A 21299-nucleotide genomic window follows, 5' to 3' on the forward strand; every position below is an offset into this window, starting at 1 on the left:
GCCGCCGCTTCAGACGACGATGACGACCTTGCCGCGTGCGCGGCCGGCACGGAGGTGACGGATCGCCTCCGGGACCTCGTCGAGGGTGAACGTCCGATCTATGACGGGTACCACGCGGCCGTCTGCGAGCATGGCCGCGAGGAGCTCGAGGTCGGTGCGGCGCGGGCTGGAGAAGACGACGCCGAGTCGCTGCCGGACGAACGGCGACAGCGCGATCGCTTGCAGCTGCCGGGACAGGCCCAGCACCTGACCGCCCCCTTCTCCCCCGACGATCACCAGGGTCCCCGTGGGGGCGAGCGCCGCGCGCAGCTGGGCGACGCTCCGGTCCCCTCCCGTGTCGATGACGACGTCGTAGCGGCAGAGCCGATCAGCGATGTCCTCGCGGGAGTAGTCGATGACGTCGTGGGCACCGATGGACCGGACCAGGTCGACCTTGGAGGTGCTGCACACACCGGTCACCGTGGCCCCGAACGCTGCCGCCAACTGGACCGCGAACGTGCCGACCCCGCCTCCGGCGCCGATGACGAGCACCCGCTGGTCGGCTTTGACGCGGCCGACGCCGCAGAGGGCCTGTAGGGCCGCCGTCGCGGACGACGGGGTGGCGGCGGCTTCCTCATAGGTCGCGTTGGGCGGCTTGACCACGAGGCTGCTCTCCGGGGCGGTGGCGTACGCCGCGTACCCCCCGGTGCCTGTGCCGAACACAGGGTCCCCGATCTGGAAGCGCGTCACGTCCCGACCGATGGCCGCCACGGTTCCGGCGACGTCGAGCCCGGGCACGGGGTTCTTCGGTGCGCGCAGGCCGAACCCTGCTGCCCGGATCCCGTAGGGCAGGCCGGTGACCGTGTGCCACACACCCTGGTCGAGTCCTGCGGCGCGCACCCGGACCAGTACGTCACCGTCCCCGACGGCCGGACGGTCGACGGTCTCGACGGCCAAGAGGTCGGGGGAGCCGTACGTGCGGCCCACGACGGCCCGCATGGTCGTGGCTGGAAGTGCCGGGCCGCTGCTCGGGCTCCGAGTCCCGATCGGGCTGGTGCGCATGGAGGACTTCTTCACGCGTGGCTGGGACAGCGTGCGGGATGGTCGGCCGGACGGGTTGCGGGTCATGCGTCGACCAGGGCGCGGTCGGCCGGCAGCCGGTTCAGCACGCCCTTGGCGAGCAGGAACACGAGCATCGAGACCTCGGCGAGGACGAACAAGGTCACGAGTGCGGGGTTGACGACGTCGGCGACGGCGGGTGCGAGGAACTGCAGCAGGACGTCGACGAGATAGGCCGAGGACGCTGCGACCAGGAGGACGGGGATGAAGCGCGGGAACATCCCCGAGCGCCAGGCGAGCAGGCCGAGGGGGAAGAGCCACAGGCCGAAGAAGATCTGGGCGATGAGGTAGCCGTGGTGCTGCAGGTCCAGCAGGAGCATCACCAGCGCGTCGGCGCCGTCGACGCCGAAGGCCGCGGCGTAGGACGGATCGGTCGCGACGAGCAGCGCACCCAGCTGGTTCACCATGTTGAGCGTGGTGATGGCCACGGCGATCACGACGAAGAGGACCATCGCCCGCGCCACCCGGGTGTCGACCTGGTGCAGGAGCCGGTGGAGCGTCAGGACGACGAAGACGAGGAACGTCGCCTGCACCAGGTCGGCGACGAGGCTGTACCTGACGAGATCGGCGTTCTCCAGCACTCTGGCGGCCGTGGTCATCGCATCCCCGGGCACGTAGACCTGGCCGCGGACGATGTGCGCGAAGGCGCCGAGGACGGCGACGACGAGGTAGTACAGACCTGCCGTGCGGGCGAGCCGCTGGGTGGGCTTCATGAGGTGCTCCTGTGATCGGGGTGGGCCGTGCTGTCCTCCGACCGTGGCAGCCACGGGTTGAGCCCGAGTCGTGCCGCGGTTGAGCGCACCCAGCACCAGCCGAAGCCGTGCGAGGATCGGCTCGCGACCAGGAGGGACGTGCCGTGGTTCGGATCCGGCTCTTCGGTCAGGTCGGCGCCACCGACGACCGAGGTCGGCCGCTCGACCTCGGTCCCGCGAAGTGTCAGGCGGTCCTCGCGGTCCTCGCCCTGGCGCCTCGGTCGGCGATACCGGTCTCCCGCATCGCGGAGGCCGTCTGGGGTGAGGCCCCGCCGCGGACCGCGGACAAGACCCTGCAGTCCTACGTCACGCGGCTGCGCAAGGCCCTCGGCAACGACTCGATCGTCCGCGCCGGTGCGGCCTACCGCCTCGACCTGCCCGGCGAGGCGGTCGACGTGGTGCGCTTCCGCAAGCACCTGGACGCCGGGGACGTCGAGGCGGCGTTGGCGGAGTGGACCGGGACCCCGCTCGCCGGCCTGGACGTCCCGGGCCTCACCGCCACGGTCGAAGGCCTGCTCGAGCAGCGACTCGCCGCCGTGGAGACGTCGCTCGGGCGCCAGGTGGACGACGATGCCGCCGCCGCCATCGGCACCCTGACGGAGCTCACGGCGGACCACCCGTTCCGCGAGGGCTTCTGGGCGCTCCTGATGACCGCGCTCTACCGACTGGGCAGGCAGGCGGACGCCCTGGCCGCGTTCCAGCGGGTCCGGAACCACCTCGTCGACGAGCTCGGCGTCGAGCCCGGCCTGCGGCTGTGTGAGCTCGAGACCCGCATCCTCGACCAGAGCCCGTCCCTCGGCGATGTGCAGAGATCGCCCTCAGAGCGGGACGACACCGCGCGACGCGGGAACCTGCCGGCGCGGCTCGACCGCCTGATCGGCCGCGCGTCCCTCCTGCAAACCCTCGCGGCCACGTTGTCGACCTCGGCGGTCGTGACGCTCGTCGGACCGGGGGGAATCGGCAAGACGCGCCTGGGCCTGGCCGGGGCGCAGGCCTGGGGTGACGGCTGGGGTGAGGCCTGGTTCGTCGAGCTGGCCGGCCTCGCCTCATCCGCGGACGTGCCGCATGCCGTCGCCGAGGTCCTCGGGGTCGCCGAGGGCCCAGGCAGGACGACGACGCAGGCCGTCGTCGCGGCACTGCGTCCCCGACGGGCGCTGGTGGTGCTCGACAACTGCGAGCACCTGCTCGACGGCGCGGCCACGATGGCCACGGCGCTCGCCGAGGGCTGTCCCGACCTCCGCGTCGTTGCCACCTCGCGCGAGAGGCTCGGCGCACGCGGTGAACAGCTCCTGGCGGTGCCTCCGCTGGACACCGCCGGACCGGCCGCCGAGCTGTTCACCGAGCGGGCTCGCGCGGTGTCTCGAACGGTCGACGTCGAAGACCACGGCGCCGAGATCAAGCAGATCTGCCGCGCCCTCGACGGGGTGCCGCTCGCGATCGAACTCGCGGCCGCCCGCACCACGACGCTCACCGTCCCGGAGATCGTCGGACGACTGGACGACCGGCTCCGGCTCCTGACGCGTGGTCCACGGTCGAACGCGGACCGCCACCGGACCCTGCGAGCGACCATCCAGTGGTCGGTCGACCTCCTCACCCCGGAGCTCCGCACGTTCTTCGCTCGGCTCTCCGTCTTCGCGGGCGGGTTCGACCTCCCGGCGGTGCACCGGGTCTGTGCCGAAACAGGCCTCGACGAGGCGCAGGTCGAGGACCTGCTGGAGGACCTCGTCGACCAGTCGATGCTGGGCGTCGAGGCAGGTCCGACCGGGCGTCGCTTCCGGCTGCTCGAGACCCTGCGGGAGTTCGGAGCGGCCGACCTCGCCGCCGCCGGCGCGACGGACCAGGTCGAGCGACGCCACGCCGAGTGGTGCCTGGAGGAGGTCCACGACATTCACCACCGGCTGATCGGCCGAGCCGAAGTGGAGGGAGTCGCACAGCTCGGTGCCCTGTGGCCCAACCTACGGGCGGCCGTCGACCGCGCCTGCCGGACCGGGGACCACCTCCTCGCCGACGCGCTCGTCCGGCCACTCGCCGCCGAGGTGACGCTGCGCCGTCAGGGGGAGATCAGCGAATGGGCCGAGCGGATCCTCACCGTCGTCCCCGCCGACGACGTGGACCGGGTCGTGTTCTGGCTCACCTGGGCGGCACACCGCTACATGCACAGCGGTGACCGGCAAGGCTACGAGCTGGTCGTCGGACGTCACGGCCACCGCGACCATCCGCTGATCACCTACACACGCGCCTACCTCTACGAGGACAGCAACGAGCTGAGCGGCGTCTCACCCGCGGCGGTCGCAGAGCTGCAACGGATGGGCGAGCCGCACCTCGCATCGCTCATCGAGCTGGCCGGGGTGGCGTCCGGGCTGATGGCCACCGGACAGCTGGCCGCCTTCGACACGTTCGTGGCGCCCCGGGCGGCCCGGTACCGGGCGGACGGCCCACCGTCGATGCTCCACCTGACGCTCCTGGGCCTGGGGTACTCGGCGCTCTTCCAGGGCAGGACGCAGGACGCGGACGACATCTTCGACCAGATGTCCCACATCGATCTGCCTGAGCGGACCTTCACGGTGAACCGGCCCGTCGAGGCGCGTGCGGTGTTCCGACGCGGCGACCGGTCGCGCGCCTACGCCATCCTGCGGGACCACGTCGACGACCTGCTCGAGACCGACGTCATGGACACCGCCCGGCTCGCAGCCCTGGAGTTCGTGACGATGCTGTCGGCGCTGGACCGGGCAGGTGACGCAAGGCCGGCCCAGCGATACCTCGAAACGACCGGTGGCTTCGGTGAACTGGCCGCCCTCGCCGTCACGGCCGATGCTGACCATCTCGCGATGGCTCCGGCCGAAGCGGCGATCCCGCCGCCGGAGAGCACGGACACGGACGCGCGCGGCACGCTCGAGCACATCCGTGGCGTACTCACGTCCCTGCTGACCAGCTGACGGTGGATGTTCCAGCCGATCAGGCTGCGACTGACGCCGACGATTGACACGTGGACCAGGTGCGGGCGGCCGTTCGCGACCCGCGCAGCGCACTGCAGGCTTCAAGGTCGCGGCCGCAAGAGCCGTGCTAGTGCCGCGTCCAGCAACGTTCGCCCTGCAGGCGGCTCCCAAGACAGCGGCGCGGGTCGCGACCCGCCCCACCGAGGGAGGGTTCCGGCAGCCTGCTAACCGTCGCCGCCACCGCCGTCCCCTGAGTCACCGACGCCAGTGCTCCAGTCAGGCGGGGGTTCCGCCAGCCCGGTCGGGTGAAGCGCGATCGTCTCTTCGAGCGCGACAGGCTCCGGCAAGTGCTGATAGCCGGGGCTGCCGCTGTCAGGCCAGCGTGTACCAGCATCGTCTGGTGTTGTCATGACCATCACCTTCCGCCCTCTGGAGTGCGGCATCGACAGCCCGCGCCGCATCGGCAAGGCGAACGTTGGCCGCCCGGGCACTACCCGACACCGGGCTCTACGCCCTCAGACACTTAGCAGCCGGCGCCGTGCTCAGCCAAGGCGTACCGCTCAAGGTGGTCTCCGAGATCCTCGGCCACTCCTCCATCGCCATCACCGGCGACGTCTACGGCCACGTCTCCCCCGACGTCTCACGAGACGCCGTCGCCACCCTGGGCAGCGTCCTGAGCGACTCAGGGTCGGCTGACGGTGGTCAAACCACCCGGAACAGCAGCAAAGGCCGTTCCCGGACTCCCGGAAACGGCCTCTGACCTGCGATTTATTCTGTCGGGCTGACAGGATTTGAACCTGCGACCCCTTGACCCCCAGTCAAGTGCGCTACCAAGCTGCGCTACAGCCCGAGCCCCAGGTGCCTCACGGCCCCGGATGCTGCCCGAGAAGGTTACCGCACCTGGTCCGCTGCCCCGTCGGCCGGGTCAGCCCTTGCGCTCGCGCGCCTTGCTCTCCCGGACCTTGATCGACACGTCGATCGGCGTGCCGTGGAAGCCGAACTGCTCGCGCAGCTTGCGCTCCAGGAACCGGCGGTACCCGGCCTCCAGGAAGCCGGTGGAGAAGACCACGAACCGGGGCGGCCGGACGTCGGCCTGGGTGACGTACTTGATCTTCGGGGCGCGGCCACCGCGGGCCGGCGGCGGGGTCTCCTGCACCAGCGCCCGGATGAACGTGTTGAGCTCCGCCGTGGGCACCCGGGTCTCCCAGCCGGCCAGCGCCGTCTTCAGGTGACCGGCCAGCTTGTTCACCCCGCGACCGGTGGTCGCCGAGATGTTGACCCGGGTGGCCCACTTGATCCGGGCCAGGTCGCGGTCGATCTCCTTCTCCAGCTGGGCGTGCCGGTCCTCGTCGACGTTGTCCCACTTGTTGAAGGCGATGACCAGCGCCCGCCCGGCCTCGATCACCTGGGTGATCACCCGCTGGTCCTGCTCGCTGATCACCTCGTCGGCGGCCAGCAGCACGACGGCGACCTCGGCGGCCTCGATGGCGGCCTCGGTGCGCAAGCTGGCGTAGTACTCGGTGCCGCTGGCGGTGTTGACCTTGCGGCGCAGCCCGGCGGTGTCGACGAACCGCCACTGCTCACCGCCCAGGGTGACCAGGGAGTCGACCGGGTCGACCGTGGTGCCGGCCACCGAGTCGACGACCGAGCGCTCCTCCTTGGACAGCCGGTTGATCAGGCTGGACTTGCCGACGTTCGGCCGGCCGACCAACGCCACCCGGCGGGGACCGCCCAGGTCCTCCTGCTCGCGAGGCGCCTCCGGCATCGCGTCCAGCACCAGGTCCAGCAGGTCACCGCTCCCCCGGCCGTGCAGCGCGCTGACGGTGAACGGCTCGCCGAGGCCCAAGGACCACAGCTCCGCGGCCCCGGCCTCGCCGCGCTCGTCGTCGACCTTGTTGGCCACCAGGATCACCGGCTGCTTGCTGCGGCGCAGCACCCGGGCGGCGGCCAGGTCGGTCTCGGTCGCCCCGACGGAGGCGTCCACGACCAGCACGATCACGTCGGCGGTCTTCATCGCGTACTCGGCCTGCCGGGCGATGGACGCCGCCATGCCGGTCGCCTTGGGCTCCCAGCCGCCGGTGTCCACGACGGTGAAGCTCCGGCCGTTCCACAGCGCCTGGTACGGGATCCGGTCGCGGGTGACTCCCGGGATGTCCTGCACCACCGCGGCGCGGCGGCCCAGGAAGCGGTTGACCAGCGTCGACTTGCCGACGTTGGGGCGGCCCACGACGGCCACCACCGGCAGCGGGCCGGTGTGCTCCCCGCCGGGGAGGTCGGTGTCGGTGCTCATGCGGGCTCTCCTACTGCTGTGCGAGCCAGGTCGAGCACACGCTCGACCACGGCATCACGGTCCAGCCCGGTGCTGTCGACGACCACGGCGTCGACAGCTGGGCGCAGCGGGCTGTCTGCCCGGCTGCTGTCGTACTCGTCCCGGCGCCGCAGGTCGGCGGCGATCTCGGCGATCTTGGTGGGGTCGGTGACCCCGAGCTGACCGGCCCGCCGCTGGGCGCGAGCCTCGGGCGCGGCGGTCAGGTACACCTTCACGGTGGCGTCCGGCAGGACGACGGTGCCGATGTCCCGGCCCTCGACGACGACCGCATCGGCCTCGGCGACCAGCGCGCGCTGCCGGTCCACCAGCATCCGGCGCACCGCGGGGACGGCGGAGACCGGCGAGACCGTGCGCGTCACCTCGGCACCCCGGATCCGCGCGGCGACGTCGACGCCGTCGACCAGGACCAGCTCTGCGCCGGCCGTCGTCCCCACCTGGATGTCGGCGGAGGCGACCGCGCGGGTCACGGCGTCGGGGTCGGTCAGGTCGACCCCGGCGTCCAGCACGGCGACGGTCGCCGCCCGGTACATGGCGCCGGTGTCCAGGTAGGCCGCGCCCAGGCGGGCGGCGACGTCCCGGGCGACGCTGGACTTCCCCGTGCCCGACGGCCCGTCGAGGGTCACCTGGCCCCGGAACCCGCTCACTGTGCGATGTCCCGGCGCAGCGCGACGGCGCCCCGCAGGTACACGTGCTGCACCTCGGCGCGGCTCCGCCCCGTCTCCACGTGCGCCATCAGCCGCAGCACCCGCGGCAGGGCGTGCGGCACGGCGATCTCGGTGGCGCACATCAGCGGGACGTCGCCCAGCCCCAGCTCCCGCGCGGCCAGCGCCGGGAACTCCGACACGAGGTCGGGGGTGGCGGTGAACAGGATGCTGATCAGGTCAGCGGGGTCCAGCTCGTTGCGGGTCAGCACGGTGCTCACCAGCTCCCGGGTGGCGTCCAGCACCTCGTCCCGGTCGTCGGCGGCCACCTGGGTCGCACCGCGGATGGCTCGGACGGCCACAACACTCTCCTCGATCGATGCGGTGCGCGGGTCGCCGTGCACCTCGATCGAGTCTACGGAGCCCGCGCCACCTCTCCCGCCGCACGGCGGGAGAGGTGGTCGAACGGCTCAGCCCAGGGGCGTGAGGCCCCAGGTCCCGGTGGTGGACTCCCCCGGCTCCAGGCGGATCACCGACTCCCCGGTGGCGAAGGCGTTCGGCGGGCAGGTCATCGGCTCGACCGCCAGCCCCTGCCGGCGGCGCGGTTCGGGCACCACGTCGCCGGTGAACAGCTGCAGGTGGCTGTAGGACGGGTCCAGCCAGAGCGCAGCGCCGCGCCCGTCCGGGCCGGTGAACCGCACCCAGGCCAGCCCGTCGACGTCCCGCTCGAGGTCGGTGAAGCAGTGGTCGATGCGCAGCTCACCGATCGGCCGGCCCGCACGCAGGTCGTAGGGCGTGCCGTCGACCTCCTTCGCGCCGGTGGGCAGCGCGCGCTCATCGGTCTCCAGCCGGGTCGCCCCGGGGGCGACCAGCGTGCAGTCGTCGACGTGCAGCCCGGCACCGGCAGCGAGGTAGGGGTGGTGGCCCTCGCCGTAGGGCAGCGCTACGTCACTCTCGTTGGTGGCGGTGGTCTGCACGCTGAGCCCGGCCGGCGTCAGTTCATAGCCGATCTGCAGCCGCAGCGTCCACGGGTAGCCCGGCTGCGGGTGGAGCAGGAGCTCCAGTCGCACCGAGTCACTGGTCCGGTCGACCACCCGCCAGGGCAGGAAGCGGACGAGGCCGTGGATCGCGTTGCCGGTCTCGTGCTCCGACACCGGCGTGAGGTGCTCCTCGCCGTCCCAGGTGTAGCGGCCGTCGCGCAGCCGGTTGGGCCACGGCGCCAGGACATGTCCCCGCGCGTTGCCGGCCATCTCCCGCTCGCCGTAGCCGTCGACCACGTCCCGGCCACCCGACCGGTAGCTGCGCAGACCGCCGCCGACCTCGACGACGACCGCCTCCGCGTCGGCGCAGCGCAGCACGTACTGCTCGCCGGTGGGCAGCACCGTCATCCGAGGCGCTCGCCGCTGACGACGTCGAACAGGTGCACGTGGCCCTGCCGCGGGGTCACGTGGATGACCTCGCCCTTGGCCGGGGGACGCCGCCCGTCGACCCGCGCGATGATCTCGCTCTCGCCGTCGCCGACCTTGGTCCGCCCGTACACGTAGGCGTCGGCGCCGAGCTCCTCCACCACGTCGACGTCGATCGGCAGCCCCTGGTCGGAGACCTCGAGGTCCTCCGGGCGCACGCCGACGGTCACCTGGCTGCCGGCGGCGTGGCCGAGCACGTCCCGGCCCACCGGGTAGATCGTGTCGCCGAACGGGACCCCGCCGTCGACCTGGGGCAGCTGGAACAGGTTCATCGCCGGCGAGCCGATGAACCCGGCCACGAACACGTTGCGCGGGAAGTCGTACAGCTCACGCGGCTTGCCGACCTGCATGAGCAGCCCGTCCTTGAGCACCGCCACCCGGTCGCCCATGGTCATCGCCTCGACCTGGTCGTGGGTGACGTAGACGGTGGTCACGCCCAGGCGCCGCTGCAGCGAGGCGATCTGGGTGCGGGTCTGCACGCGGAGCTTGGCGTCCAGGTTCGACAGCGGCTCGTCCATCAGGAACACCTGCGGGGAGCGGACGATCGCCCGGCCCATCGCGACCCGCTGCCGCTGGCCACCCGACAGCGCCTTGGGCTTGCGGTCCAGGTAGGGCTCCAGGTCCAGCAGCTTGGCGGCGTCCTCGACCCGCGAGCGGCGCTCCTCCTTGCCGATGCCGGCCATCTTGAGCGCGAAGCCCATGTTGTCCGCGACGCTCATGTGCGGGTAGAGCGCGTAGTTCTGGAACACCATCGCGATGTCCCGCTCCTTGGCGGCGACGTCGGTGACGTCCTTGCCGCCGATGAGGATCCGCCCCCCGTCGATGTCCTCCAGACCGGCGAGCATCCGCAGTGAGGTCGACTTGCCGCAGCCGGACGGGCCGACCAGGACGAGGAACTCACCGTCCTCGATCTCGAGGCTGAGCGCGTCCACCGCGGGGCGGTCGGCCCCGGCGTACAGGCGGGTCGCGGAGTCGTAGGTGACAGACGCCATGGTGTGGTCCTCCTACCGGCAGGAACGTGCCGGACGATCCGAGTGGGTGGGGTCACGGTGATGCTGTGCTGATCGTGCGGTCTCGCGAGCGTGCTACCTGCTGCGGGTCATGACCGTGGGGCGGTCATGTCCCGCACCTCGGCGTAGCGCTCCCGGACGAACGGGACGGGGTCGGCCTCGAACACCTCGGTGCTGGTGGCCGGCCACACCGGCGGCGTGCTGCCGCCGGCCAGGACCCAGGCCGCCTGGCGGGCGGCGCCGTCAGCGACGTACTCCCCCGGCGGCGGGACGAGCACCGGCACACCGAGGACGGCCGGCGCCAGCCGGCGCACCGCCTCCGAGCGGGCGCCACCGCCGACGAGGAACACCCGCCGGACCGGGTTGCCCAGCGCGGCGATCGCCTCCAGCCCGTCGGCCAGCCCGCAGAGCAGCCCCTCGATCGCCGCCCGGGCCAGGTGCGCCGGGTCGGCCGTGGACAGGGTCAGCCCGTGCACCGCCCCGGTCGAGTGCGGCCGGTCCGGGGTCCGCTCGCCCTCCAGGTAGGGCACGACCACGAGCCCACCGGAGCCGGCGGGCGCGGTGAGCGCCAGCCGGGACAGCTCCTCGTGGTCGACCCCGAGCAGCCGCGCCGTGGCGTCGAGCACCCGTGCGGCGTTCAGGGTGACCACCAGCGGCAGGAAGTTGCCGGTGGCGTCGGCGAAGCCGGCGACGGTGCCCGTCGGGTCGGCGCTGGGCGTGCTGGAGACCGTCGACACCACCCCGGAGGTGCCGATGGAGAGGACGACGTCGCCGGGCTCGGCGCTGATGCCCAGCGCGGCGGCGGCGTTGTCGCCGGTGCCCGGGCCGAGGAGCGCACCACCGGCGGCACCGAGGGCGCCGCCGGCCACGGTGCCGGCCCGCTCGGCCGGTCCCAGCACCCGTGGCAGCACCGGGGTGTGACCGAAGGCCCGCTCCAGCAGGTCGAGCCGGTAGGACTCCTCGGCCGGTGACCAGTAGCCGGTGCCGCTCGCGTCCCCCCGGTCGGTGACCAGGCCGTCGAGCCCCTGGTCACCGCCGGACAGCTGCCAGGTGAGCCAGTCGTGCGGGAGACAGACCGCCGCCGTCCGGGCCGCGTTCTCCGGCTCGTGCTCGGCCAGCCAGCGCAGCTTGGTCACGGTGAACGACGCGACCGGCACCAGGCCGACGGCGTCGGCCCAGGCCTGCCCGCCGCCGAGCTCGGCGGTGAGGTCGGTGGCCGCCTGTGCGGAACGGGTGTCGTTCCACAGCAGCGCCGGGCGGACCACCTCCCCGTCGGAGTCCAGGCACACCATCCCGTGCTGCTGCCCGCCGACGGCGACCGCGGCGACGTCGGCGAGGCCACCGGCCTCCTCGATCGCCGTCCGCAGCGCCGCCGACCAGGCGGCCGGGTCGACCTCGGTGCCGTCGGGGTGCGACGCCCGGCCCTCCCGGACCAGGCGACCGCTCTCGGCGTCCCGCACCACGACCTTGCACGACTGGGTCGACGAGTCGACCCCGGCCACCAGCGTCATGTCAGCGGGCGCCGAGCAGGTGCTCGATCATCAGCTGGTCGACCCGGACGACACCGGCGCCGCGCTTGGCCACGGCGTCGGCGTCGAAGTCCTCGAACGCCGAACGGTCGGCGAGCAGGTCCTCGAAGGTCTCGCCCGCGGCGAGGGTGGGCTGACGCAGCTCGGGCACGCGCGCAGCGGCCAGGGCCTCCTGCACCTCGGGGTCGGCCCGGAACGCCGCCGCGCGCTCCTTGAGCAGCAGGTAGGTGCGGATGTTGGCCGCGGCCGAGCGCCACACGCCGTCCATGTCCTCGGTGCGCAGCGGCTTGTAGTCGAAGTGCCGCGGGCCGGTGTAGGCCGGGGCCCCGTCGGCGCCGCCGTTCTCCAGCAGGTCGACGGTGGAGAAGGCCTGCAGCAGGTCGCCGTGCCCGAAGACCAGGTCCTGGTCGAACTTGGGGCCGTGCTGGCCGTTGAGGTCGATGTGGAAGAGCTTGCCGGCCCACAGCGCCTCGGCGATGCCGTGGGTGAAGTTCAGGTTCGCCATCTGCTCGTGCCCGGTCTCCGGGTTGAGCCCGACCAGGTGCGAGTGCTCGAGCTTGGCGATGAAGCCCAGCGCGTGCCCGATCGTGGGCAGGAAGATGTCGCCGCGGGGCTCGTTCGGCTTCGGCTCCAGGGCGAACTTCAGGCCGTAGCCGCGGGCCTCGGAGTAGGCCGCCAGGGTGTCGATCGACTCGGCGTAGCGGTCCAGCGCGGCGATCAGGTCCTTGGCCATGTCGACCTCGGCGCCCTCACGGCCGCCCCACAGCACGTAGGTCTGCGCCCCCAGCTCGGCGGCCAGGTCCATGTTCCGCATGACCTTGCGCATCGCGTAGCGACGCACCTCGCGGTCGTTGGCGGTGAGCCCGCCCTCCTTGAACACCGGGTGGGTGAACAGGTTGGTCGTCACCATCGGCACGACCAGGCCGGTCTCGTCGATCGCGGCACGGAAGCGCTTGATGTGCGCGTCGCGGGCGCTGGTGTCGCTGCCGAAGGGGATCACGTCGTCGTCGTGGAAGGTGACGCCGTAGGCGCCCATCTCGGCGAGCCGGTGCACCGACTCGACGACGTCCACCGGCGCGCGGGTCGCGGTGCCGAACGGGTCGGCGGCCGGCCAGCCGACGGTCCAGAGACCGAAGGTGAACTTGTCCTCGGGGGTCGGCTTCAGCGTGCTCATCGGGGTGTTCCTCTCGCTGGGTGGCGCGGGCGGGTGCAGGGCGACACCGGGGTACCCGGTCCCTGCGGGTGACGATCTTTTGTTTCGCCTCGAAACATAAGGCAGGAGTTGGCTAACCTCAACCGGTGACGCAGCGACTGGCCGACGTGCCGAGCGGGGCCCGGCAGTCGACCCTGCGCACCACGAACCTGGGCCTGGTGCTGCGCACGGTGTGCGCGTCGGCCGGCCCGCTGTCGCGGTCGGACGTCGCCGCGGCGACCGGGATGACCCGGGCCACGGCCGCCCGCCTGGTGGACGAGCTGCTCGCCGGCGGACTGCTCGACGAGGGTGAGCGCGACCCGCTCCCCCGGCGCGGCCGGCCGGCGACGCCGCTGCTGCCCGGCGCGCGGTTCGCCGCCCTCGGGCTGCAGGTGGACGCCGGTCTGCTGGCGGCGCGGGTGCTCGACCTGCGCGGCCGAGTGGTGGCCGAGCGCGTCGAGCAGGCCGATCTGCGCGGCAGCGAACCCGCCGCCACCTTCGCCCGGCTGGGCGGGCTGACCAGCGGACTGCTGGCCGGCCTGCCCGCCGGGCTGCAGCTGGTCGGCGGCGGCCTGGCGCTGCCCGGGGTGGTGGACGAGCGGGCCGGCGTCCTGCTGCGCGCCCCCAACCTCGGCTGGTCCGACCTCCCCACCGCCGACCTGCTCCGCCGCGTGGTGCCGCCGGGCCTCGCGCTCGACCTCGGCAACGAGGCCGACCTCGCGGCACGCACGGTCGCCCAGGAGGCGCCCGGCCGGGCCGGGCCGCACCGGGACTTCCTCTACCTGTCCGGCCAGATCGGCATCGGCGGCGCCATCGTGCTCGACGGCCGGGTGGTCACCGGCAGCTCCGGCTGGGCCGGCGAGGTGGGCCACGTGTGCGTCCGGCCGGACGGACCGGCCTGCAGCTGCGGCTCCACCGGGTGCCTGGAGCTCTACGCCGGCCGCCACGCGCTGCTGCGCGCCGCCGGGCTGCCGCTGGACGCCTCCCCCGGCGACCTGGCCCGACTCGTCCGCGACGCCGACCCGGCCGCCACGGCCGCCCTCGAGACCGGCGCCTGGGCCCTCGGCGTGGCCCTGGCCGGCGTCGTCAACGTGGTCGGCATCCCGACCGTCGTCCTGGGCGGGCACCTGGCCGAGCTGGCCGACCTGCTGCGCCCCGCGCTGGAGGGACACCTGGCCGGCCGGGTGCTCTCCGCCCGCTGGCGCCGGCCCCGGATCCTGAGCCCCGGCGGCCCGCTGGCCGCCGGGGCGACCGGAGCGGCGCTGCGGGCCCTGGGCGGCGTCCTGGCCGACCCGGCGGACCGGTTGGGCTGATCGCCCGGGGAGCTGGCGCACGACCGGTCCGCTACTTCCCGAAGCCGGCGGTGAGCCCGCTGAGCAGGTACCGGCGACCGACCAGGTAGAGCACGAAGATCGGGACGACCGACAGCGTGACCGCCGCGAGCAGACCCGGGACGTTCGTCCCGAACTGGCCCTGGAAGTCCCAGAGACCGAGGGTGAGCACCCGGGTGCTCTCGGACTGGGTCAGCACCAGCGGGAAGAGGAACCCGTTCCAGGCGTTCAGCGCGGTGAACACCGAGATGGTCGTGATCGCCGGCTTCGCCAGCGGCAGCACCAGGTTGCGCAGGACGCCGAACGGGCCGGCGCCGTCGAGGGTCTGCGCCTCGTACAGCTCCTTGGGGATGTCCCGCAGGCTGTTGGTCATCACCAGCAGCGCCACCGGCAGCGCGAACGCGGCCGTGGGCAGGATGATCGCCAGCAGGGTGTCGTACAGCCGCAGCTGGGTGATCAGCAGGTAGACCGGGATGATCGTCGCCTGCGCCGGGATGGCCAGCCCGATCAGCATGATCGAGAAGAACCGCTGCACCAGCGGACCGGCGTTGCGGGCGACCGCGTAGGCCGCCGGCACGGTCACCGCGACCACGATGGCGACGGTGGCGACGGTGACGATCACGTTGTTGGTCAGGTACGTGAGGAAACCGCCCTCGAAGACGGTCACGTAGTTGTCGATCGTCGGGTCCGTCGGCGGCTTCAGCGGGCTGGTCGACAGGTAGTCCTGCCGGGTCCGGAAGCTCGCCGCGACCAGGTAGTACAGCGGGACGGCGACGATGACCAGCCAGCAGGTGGCCAGGACGCCGGCCAGCCAGTTCGGCCGCTCCCGCCGTCCACTGGTGCTGCCGCCCCGACGACGGCGGACCGGTGGTGCGGCGGTGGCACCGGTGGGGGCCTCCGGGAGAGTCGCGGTCTGCGCCACGGTCACGCCCCTTCCTGCTGGCTGTTCATGTCGCGGAAGCCGGTGGCCTTGGTGACCAGGAGCGACAGGCCGGCACCGAGCGCGAGCAGCAGCACCGCGATGGCGCTGGCGTAGCCGAACTCGAAGGCGCTGAAGCCGGTGATGTACATGTACAGGGGCGCGATGCGGGTCGTCGTCCCGGGCCCACCGCCGGTGAGGATCAGCACGGTGTCGAACGTCGTGAAGGACCCGACCACCATCAGCACCGTCGAGGTGATGATCGTGTACCGCAGCAGCGGCACGGTGATCTGGAAGAACTGCTTGTACCGACCGGCGCCGTCGATCGTGGCCGCCTCGTACAGGCTGGCCGGGATGGTCCGTGCCGCGGCTTGGTAGAGCAGCGTGTGGAACGGCACGTACTGCCAGGTGATCACGAAGATCACCGTGTAGATGACGATGCTGGTGTCGCCCAGGAAGTTGAACTGGCCCAGGAAGGGCAGCGACTGGGTGACCCCGAAGTTCGGGTCGAGCACCGAGCGCCACAGCAGCGCGATGGCCGCGGTGGACAGCAGCAGCGGCAGGAAGAACAGCGAGCTCAGGATCGCCCGGTTGCGCTGCCGGCCGGCGGCCCAGACCCCGATCAGCAGTGCGACCGGGGTCTGGACCAGCCAGGACAGGACCATGAACACGAGGGTGAGCACCAGGGCGTCACGCGCCTCACCGTCTCCGGCCAGGCGGCTCCAGTTGCCCGCCCCGGACGGCTGCGGGAACCCGAAGCCGTCCCAGTCGGTGAAGCTGAGGTAGACGACCAGCAGCATCGGCACCACTGCGAACAGCCCGAAGAACAGGACTGCCGGTGCCGCGTACCACGCGGACGGGCGCTGCTGCCCCGTCTGCGTTGATGACCCTCGTGAGCTCATGACCTTCTCGTCCTCGTTGCGGTGCTGACTCAGCCGGCTCGGCTCAGTCGGACAGGGCGTCGACGAAGCCCTGCGGGGTCTGCTCGCCGAGGAAGAACAGCGAGAGCTGCTCGAGCATCTCGGTCGCCTCGTCGGCCTGCAGGTCCTGGTCCCAGGAGAGCTGGAAGTTCTCCGCGTCCACCGTCTGGTCGTAGATGAAGGTGGTGTACTCGGAGTTCTCGGCCTCCTCGAGCTTCTCCCGCACGCCGGTCACCGGCGGGACGTCACCGGCGGCGATGAGGTCGTCGATGTAGGTCTCGTCGGTCAGCGCGGTGGAGAGGAACTCCTCCGCCGCCTCCTTGTTCTCGGAGTCGGCGGTCAGCGAGTAGAAGTTCGACACGTTGCCCACGAGGTTGGACGGGTCACCCTCGCCACCGGTCACGGCCGGGAAGGGCGCCCAGCCGAGGTCGCCGGCCTCGACGAAGTCCGGGCTCTGGCCGAGCTGGTTGACGAACTCCCAGGAGCCCATCAGGTGGAAGCCGGCGTCGCCCTGGGCGAGGATCGTCGAGGCGCCACCGACGTCGTAGCCGACGGAGGCGAACTCGGTGCCGAAGCCGCCGCGGTCGATGAGCTCCTTGAGCATGGTCATCGCCTCGAGCACCTCGGGCTGGCTCCAGTCGCCCTCCACGCCGTCGCGGATGTTCTGGAAGACCTGCGGGCCACCGACGCGGTCGAGCAGGTACTCGGCCCACATCAGCTCGGTCCACGCCTGGTTGCCGGCGAGGGCGATCGGGGTGACGTTGGCGGCCTTGAGCTGGTCGACCGCGGCGAGCAGGTCGTCCCAGGTCTCGGGGACCTCGACGCCGGCGGCGTCGAGCACCGACTTGTTGTAGAAGAGGACGACCGGCTGCATGCCGCGCATCGGCAGGCCGTAGTTCTTGCCGTCCAGCTCCGCACCGGCGAGGACGCTGGGCAGGAACGCGTCCCGCAGCTCGGGGTTCTCGTCCAGCAGCGGGGTCAGGTCCTCGACCGTGCCGGCGTCGACGTACTCCTTGAGGTTGCCGCCGCCCCAGTTGAAGAAGAGGTCGGGAGCCTGCGGGGAGCCGATCGCGGTGCGCAGCCGCTGCTTGTACGGGTCGTTGCCGAAGGTCGCCAGCTCGAAGTCGCCGGCCTCCGACTGCTCGTTGAAGCGCTCGATCGAGGCTTCCTCGATGGGGTTGAGGGTCGTGTCCTGGAGGGCCCACACCTGTCCGGTGCCGCCCTCACCCCCACCGCCGCCACCGCTGCCGCTGGGGCCCGAGGACCCACACGCAGCGACCGAGGCAAGCAGGACGAGGGTGCTGGCGGACACGCCAACACGGGTCAGACGCTGGGAAGTCATCCCACGCCACCTTTCCTGTTTCGTCGTTGAAAACCGAAAGTTTCGGGCAGTTGCGAGAACGTAAGCCACGTCACCGGCGGGTGTCAACGCCCCCACTGGCCGTTGCACGAGCCGTTGCCGCACCGTTATCGGCGGGTGAACTGGCCGCCTGGCGCAACGCCTGGTGACTATGCAATCTCCGAAAGTTTCGATAACGTCCGGTCACGCCGACAGCGACGCCGGCCTGACCGCTGCCGCGAGGTGGCCAGGCTCCCGTGGGGTCGCTCCGGCACCGAACGAGGACCGGGAGGGCCGAGAGTGGCATCGCAACAGCTGGGCCGACCGACGTTGGCGAGCATCGCCGCGGCGGCCGGCGTCTCCCTGCCCACCGTGTCCAAGGTGGTCAACGGCAAGACCGACGTGGCGCCGGCCACCCGGGCGCACGTCCAGCAGCTGCTGGAGGAGCACAAGTACGTGCCGGTGAGCCGCAAGTCGCCCGAGGACCTCCTGGTCGACGTCGTCTTCACCGCCCTGGACAGCCCCTGGGCCGTGGAGATCCTGCGCGGGGTGACCGAGAGCGGGCTGGAGGTCGTGCTCTCCTCCCAGTCGCGCTCCTCCGACAGCGACTGGGTCGGGGCCCTCATCGCCGGTGGCCGACGGGGTGCCCTCGTGGTCACCTCCCGGCTCACCGCCACCGACCAGCGCCGGCTGGGTCGTTCCAAGCTCCCGGTGGTCGTCATCGACCCGGTCGACATGCCCGGACAGGACGTGCCCAGCGTCGGCGCCACCAACTGGGCCGGCGGGCTCGCCGCCACCGAGCACCTGGTCGAGCTGGGGCACCGGCGGATCGCGGTCATCGGCGGTCCGCAGGACTACCTGTGCAGCCGGGCCCGGATCGACGGCTACCGGGCCGCCCTGGAGCGAGCCGGCATCGCCGTCGACCCGGACCTGGTCCGCCACGGCACCTTCCGCCACCAGGGCGGCTACGACCAGACCCGCGCACTGCTCGCGCTGCCGGAGCCGCCGACCGCGGTCTTCGCCGGCAGCGACGAGCAGGCCTTCGGGGTGATGGAGGCCGCCCGCCAGGCCGGGCTCTCGGTCCCCGAGGACCTGAGCGTGGTCGGCTTCGACGACCTGCCGATGGCCCGCTGGTCCTCCCCGCCCCTGACCACCGTCTGCCAGCCGCTGGCCGACATGGGGCGGCTGGCCGGTCGCATGCTGCACGAGCTGATCGACGGCAGGCAGCTGTCGAGCCAGCGCGTGGAACTGGCCACCCTGCTGGTCACCCGCGCCTCCACCGCCGCGCCCCGCCGCTGACCCTGTCTGCCGGGCACCGCCGCACCCCCGCCCGCTGCCCGACCCACCGCGCCCGACCCCCGCGCCGCCGCCGGCGCGCCGAACCGACCCCAGGAGCCCGTCTCGTGATCGAGCCCCAGTCCCTGCCTGCCCGTGACCCGGCGGCGTCCGCCCCTGCCGTCTGGCAGGACCCGTGCCGCCCCCTGCCGGCCCGGGTCCGCGACCTGATGGCCGAGATGACCCTGGAGGAGAAGGTCGCCCAGCTGTACGGCGTCTGGACGGCGATCTCCGACGGCGAGGAGGTGGCGCCCAACCAGCACGAGTTCTCCGAGCCGCTCCCGCCCTGGGAGGAGCTCACCCGGCCCGGGCTCGGCCAGCTCACCCGGGTGTTCGGCACCGGCCCCGTCGAGCCGGCGGTCGGCGCCAAGGTCCTCGCCCAGACCCAGCGCGGCATCGTCGACGGCTCGCGGCTGGGCATCCCGGCGATCGCCCACGAGGAGTGCCTGACCGGCTTCACCGCCTGGGGGGCCACCGTCTTCCCGACCCCGCTGGCCTGGGGCGCCTCCTTCGACGCCGACACGGTGGAGGCGATGTCCGCCGGGATCGGCGCCCTGATGCGCTCGGTGGGGGTCCACCAGGGCCTCTCCCCCGTCCTGGACGTCAGCTTCGACCACCGCTGGGGCCGCACCGAGGAGACCATCGGTGAGGACCCGTACCTGGTCGCGGTGCTCGGCTCGGCCTACACCCGCGGGCTGGAGAGCACCGGCATCGTCGCCACCCTGAAGCACTTCGCCGGCTACTCGGCCTCCGGCGCCGGGCGCAACCACGCCCCGGTGCGGATGGGGCCGCGGGAGTTCGCCGACGTCGTCCTCCCGCCGTTCGAGATGGCGCTGCGCGAGGGGGGTGCGCGCTCGGTGATGAACTCCTACGCCGCCGTCGACGGCGTGCCCGCCGGCGCGGACCCGGCCCTGCTCACCGACCTGCTGCGCGGCGAGCTCGGCTTCGACGGCGTGGTCGTCGCCGACTACTTCGCCGTCTCCATGCTGGAGACCACCCAGGGCGTCGCCGGCTCCCCCGCCGAGGCTGCGGCGCTCGCGCTCACCGCCGGCATCGACGTGGAGCTGCCGACGGTCCGTTGCTACGGCGAGCCGCTGCTGGACCTGGTCCGCTCCGGGGCGCTGTCGATGGAGGTCATCGACCGAGCGCTGGAGCGGGTGCTGCTGCAGAAGGGCCAGCTGGGCCTGCTGGACGCCGGCTGGGACCCCGAGCCGTCGGCGCTGCGGGACGGCGGCCAGATCGACTTCGACCCGCCGCACATGCGCGCCCTCGCCCGCACGCTGGCCGAGCGCTCCGTCGTCCTGCTGGCCGACCGGGCGCAGGTCCTGCCGCTGCAGAGCCCGGCGTCGGTGGCCGTGGTCGGCCCGTGCGCCGACGACGTGCTGGCGCTGATGGGCTGCTACGCCTTCCCCAACCACGTCGGGGTCGCCCACCCGGACATGCCGCTGGGCATCGACCTGCCGACCCTGCTGGACCAGGTCCGGGCCGAGTTCCCCGCCGCCGAGGTGACCACCGCGCTCGGCTGCCCGGTGCAGGAGCCGGACACCAGCGGCATCGCCGAGGCCGTGCGCGCGGCGCAGGGCGCCGACGTCTGCCTCGCGGTGCTCGGGGACCGGGCCGGCCTGTTCGGCCGCGGCACCTCCGGTGAGGGCTGCGACGCCGACGACCTGCAGCTGCCCGGCTCCCAGGCCCAGCTGCTGCAGGCCCTGCTCGACACCGGTACCCCGGTCGTGGTCGTGCTGCTGACCGGGCGCCCGTACGCGCTGGGCGACGTCGTCGACCGGGCCGCCGCGATCGTGCAGGCGTTCTTCCCCGGCGAGGAGGGGGCCGGCGCGGTCGCCGGCGTGCTCAGCGGGCGGGTCAACCCCTCCGGCCGGCTGCCGGTCCAGGTCCCGCGCACCCCCGGCGGGTCACCGGCGACCTACCTGCACGCGGCCCTGGGCGCGAAGAGCGGCATCAGCGCCGCGGACCCGACGCCGTGCTTCCCGTTCGGGCACGGGCTGTCCTACACCAGCTTCGACTGGTCGCAGCTGGAGGTGGACGGCACCGCCCCCGGGGAGGCGCCCGCGGCGTGGCCGACCGACGGTGAGGTCACCGTCTCGTGCACGGTGCGCAACACCGGCGAGCGGGCCGGCGCCGACGTCGTCCAGCTGTACCTGCACGACCCGGTGGCCTCGGTCACCCGGCCGGTGCGGCAGCTGGTCGGCTTCGCCCGGGTCGAGCTGGCGGCCGGTGCGGCTGCGCGGGTGACCTTCACCGTGCACGCCGACCGGGCGTCCTTCACCGGCCGCGACCTGCGCCGGGTCGTGGAGGGCGGCGACGTCGTCCTGCAGCTGGGCGCCTCCAGCGAGGACCTGCGCCTGGCGGCCGAGCTGCACCTCACCGGGCCCGACCGGGTCGTCGGCGCCGACCGGGTGCTGAGCACCCCGGTGGAGGTCACCCAGCTGTAGCCGCCGGTACCACAGCGGCCGCCGACCCGAGGGGGTCGGCGGCCGCTGGCGT

At 72.6% G+C, this 21299-nt stretch carries 17 protein-coding genes and 1 tRNA gene; 5 read left to right on the top strand and 13 right to left on the bottom strand.

Going from position 1 to position 21299, the window contains the following annotated elements; translation table 11 throughout:
- Positions 1-9 precede the first annotated feature (9 nt).
- Both O2W20_RS10480 and O2W20_RS10485 read right to left on the bottom strand, forming a co-directional pair.
- Entirely contained in the window at positions 10-966 is a 957-nt protein-coding gene (locus tag O2W20_RS10480; protein ID WP_269172687.1) for an NAD(P)-dependent alcohol dehydrogenase, read from the bottom strand.
- A 137-nt stretch (positions 967-1103) separates the two neighbouring features.
- Positions 1104-1811: a DUF4386 domain-containing protein gene (locus tag O2W20_RS10485; RefSeq protein ID WP_269172686.1), complete on the bottom strand. Its 708-nt coding sequence runs from the start codon at positions 1809-1811 to the stop codon at positions 1104-1106.
- A 143-nt stretch (positions 1812-1954) separates the two neighbouring features.
- Between O2W20_RS10485 and O2W20_RS10490 the strand changes: the two genes are divergently transcribed.
- On the top strand, positions 1955-4786 hold the full coding sequence (locus tag O2W20_RS10490) for a BTAD domain-containing putative transcriptional regulator (RefSeq protein ID WP_269172685.1): 2832 nt from the start codon (positions 1955-1957) through the stop codon (positions 4784-4786).
- Between the two features lie 475 nt (positions 4787-5261).
- Positions 5262-5546: a tyrosine-type recombinase/integrase gene (locus O2W20_RS22785; RefSeq protein ID WP_442928944.1), complete on the top strand. Its 285-nt coding sequence runs from the start codon at positions 5262-5264 to the stop codon at positions 5544-5546.
- Between the two features lie 16 nt (positions 5547-5562).
- Here the strand turns inward: O2W20_RS22785 and O2W20_RS10495 are convergent.
- The 8 genes from O2W20_RS10495 to xylA form a co-directional block, all read right to left on the bottom strand.
- Positions 5563-5636: transfer RNA gene (locus tag O2W20_RS10495), tRNA-Pro, on the bottom strand.
- Positions 5637-5711: 75 nt separating this feature from the next.
- Positions 5712-7076 carry a ribosome biogenesis GTPase Der gene (gene der / locus O2W20_RS10500; RefSeq protein ID WP_269172684.1) on the bottom strand — a complete coding sequence of 455 codons (1365 nt, stop codon included), beginning with the start codon at positions 7074-7076 and terminating at the stop codon, positions 5712-5714.
- Positions 7073-7759, bottom strand: a complete 687-nt coding sequence (gene cmk / locus O2W20_RS10505) for a (d)CMP kinase (RefSeq protein ID WP_269172683.1) — start codon at positions 7757-7759, stop codon at positions 7073-7075. Before cmk ends, der begins: the two co-directional genes overlap by 4 nt.
- Positions 7756-8118 (bottom strand): chorismate mutase, encoded by a 363-nt coding sequence (gene aroH, locus O2W20_RS10510; protein ID WP_269172682.1) that lies wholly within the window; start codon positions 8116-8118, stop codon positions 7756-7758. Before aroH ends, cmk begins: the two co-directional genes overlap by 4 nt.
- Before the next feature lie 108 nt (positions 8119-8226).
- Positions 8227-9144: an aldose 1-epimerase family protein gene (locus O2W20_RS10515; RefSeq protein WP_269172681.1), complete on the bottom strand. Its 918-nt coding sequence runs from the start codon at positions 9142-9144 to the stop codon at positions 8227-8229.
- Positions 9141-10214: an ABC transporter ATP-binding protein gene (locus tag O2W20_RS10520; protein WP_269172680.1), complete on the bottom strand. Its 1074-nt coding sequence runs from the start codon at positions 10212-10214 to the stop codon at positions 9141-9143. Before O2W20_RS10520 ends, O2W20_RS10515 begins: the two co-directional genes overlap by 4 nt.
- Before the next feature lie 107 nt (positions 10215-10321).
- Complete coding sequence (xylB, locus tag O2W20_RS10525; RefSeq protein WP_269172679.1) at positions 10322-11743, bottom strand: xylulokinase; 1422 nt, start codon at positions 11741-11743, stop codon at positions 10322-10324.
- A 1-nt stretch (position 11744) separates the two neighbouring features.
- Positions 11745-12935 (bottom strand): xylose isomerase, encoded by a 1191-nt coding sequence (xylA, locus tag O2W20_RS10530; protein ID WP_269172678.1) that lies wholly within the window; start codon positions 12933-12935, stop codon positions 11745-11747.
- 125 nt (positions 12936-13060) lie between these two features.
- Between xylA and O2W20_RS10535 the strand changes: the two genes are divergently transcribed.
- Positions 13061-14266, top strand: a complete 1206-nt coding sequence (locus O2W20_RS10535) for an ROK family transcriptional regulator (protein WP_269172677.1) — start codon at positions 13061-13063, stop codon at positions 14264-14266.
- Positions 14267-14297: 31 nt separating this feature from the next.
- On the opposite strand, the gene O2W20_RS10540 is transcribed toward O2W20_RS10535, so the two are convergent.
- Genes O2W20_RS10540 through O2W20_RS10550 form a run of 3 tightly spaced genes read right to left on the bottom strand, consistent with a single transcriptional unit; the run spans position 14298 to position 17435 of the window.
- The gene (locus O2W20_RS10540) at positions 14298-15212 is read right to left on the bottom strand and encodes a carbohydrate ABC transporter permease (RefSeq protein WP_269172676.1); all 915 of its coding nucleotides are present in this window, start codon (positions 15210-15212) and stop codon (positions 14298-14300) included.
- On the bottom strand, positions 15209-16105 hold the full coding sequence (locus O2W20_RS10545; RefSeq protein ID WP_269172675.1) for a carbohydrate ABC transporter permease: 897 nt from the start codon (positions 16103-16105) through the stop codon (positions 15209-15211). Before O2W20_RS10545 ends, O2W20_RS10540 begins: the two co-directional genes overlap by 4 nt.
- Positions 16106-16148: 43 nt before the next feature.
- Positions 16149-17435: an ABC transporter substrate-binding protein gene (locus tag O2W20_RS10550; RefSeq protein WP_269172674.1), complete on the bottom strand. Its 1287-nt coding sequence runs from the start codon at positions 17433-17435 to the stop codon at positions 16149-16151.
- Positions 17436-17762: 327 nt separating this feature from the next.
- Here O2W20_RS10550 and O2W20_RS10555 point away from each other — a divergent pair, with 327 nt between their 5' ends.
- Together O2W20_RS10555 and O2W20_RS10560 are read left to right on the top strand one after the other, a co-directional pair.
- Positions 17763-18761: a LacI family DNA-binding transcriptional regulator gene (locus O2W20_RS10555; protein ID WP_269172673.1), complete on the top strand. Its 999-nt coding sequence runs from the start codon at positions 17763-17765 to the stop codon at positions 18759-18761.
- A 104-nt stretch (positions 18762-18865) separates the two neighbouring features.
- Positions 18866-21247, top strand: coding sequence for a glycoside hydrolase family 3 N-terminal domain-containing protein (locus O2W20_RS10560; protein ID WP_269172672.1), 2382 nt, complete (start codon positions 18866-18868; stop codon positions 21245-21247).
- The last annotated feature ends 52 nt before the right edge of the window (positions 21248-21299 follow it).

The sequence above is a fragment of the Modestobacter sp. VKM Ac-2982 genome, assembly GCF_026967935.1.
Lineage (GTDB): Bacteria > Actinomycetota > Actinomycetes > Mycobacteriales > Geodermatophilaceae > Modestobacter.